The sequence below is a fragment of the Nocardioides cremeus genome, assembly GCF_030518195.1.
Classification (GTDB): Bacteria; Actinomycetota; Actinomycetes; order Propionibacteriales; family Nocardioidaceae; genus Nocardioides; species Nocardioides cremeus.
This window is the reverse complement of the sequence record NZ_JAULSC010000113.1, coordinates 1-371: the sequence shown is the minus strand read 5'-3', so window position 1 is coordinate 371 and position 371 is coordinate 1. Positions and strand designations below refer to the sequence as shown.

Here is a 371-nt window from a genome sequence, read left to right as displayed (position 1 = left end):
CAGCGAGTCCAGGAAGTTCTACTTCAACTACAGTCAGTCCAGGAAGTTCTAGTTCAACACCAGCGAGTCCAGGAAGTTCTACTTCAACTACAGTCAGTCCAGGAAGTTCTACTTCAACACCAGTGAGTTCTACAACAACTAAAAAACCATGTTCGGGAGAGACAACCACACCCCAAACAACAACAACAACATCTGGTGGCCCTGGAAATTCTACCACGGAAAGAAATTCTACATCAACAACTGAAGGTACAACAGAACAAACAAAAACCTAAACGACATCCACAAGTAGCGTAGAAACAACTACTAAAATAATCAAACACTACCACACTGAAGGTGAAACAAACAAAAATCCGACAACTACAACACAACGG

At 42.0% G+C, this 371-nt stretch carries 1 protein-coding gene; it reads right to left on the bottom strand.

Annotated features, from left to right (window positions below; all coding sequences use genetic code 11):
* Positions 1-217, bottom strand: a 217-nt coding sequence (locus tag QWJ41_RS20895; RefSeq protein ID WP_302710398.1) for a hypothetical protein, incomplete at its 3' end; no start/stop codon positions are given.
* Positions 218-371: the final 154 nt, after the last annotated feature.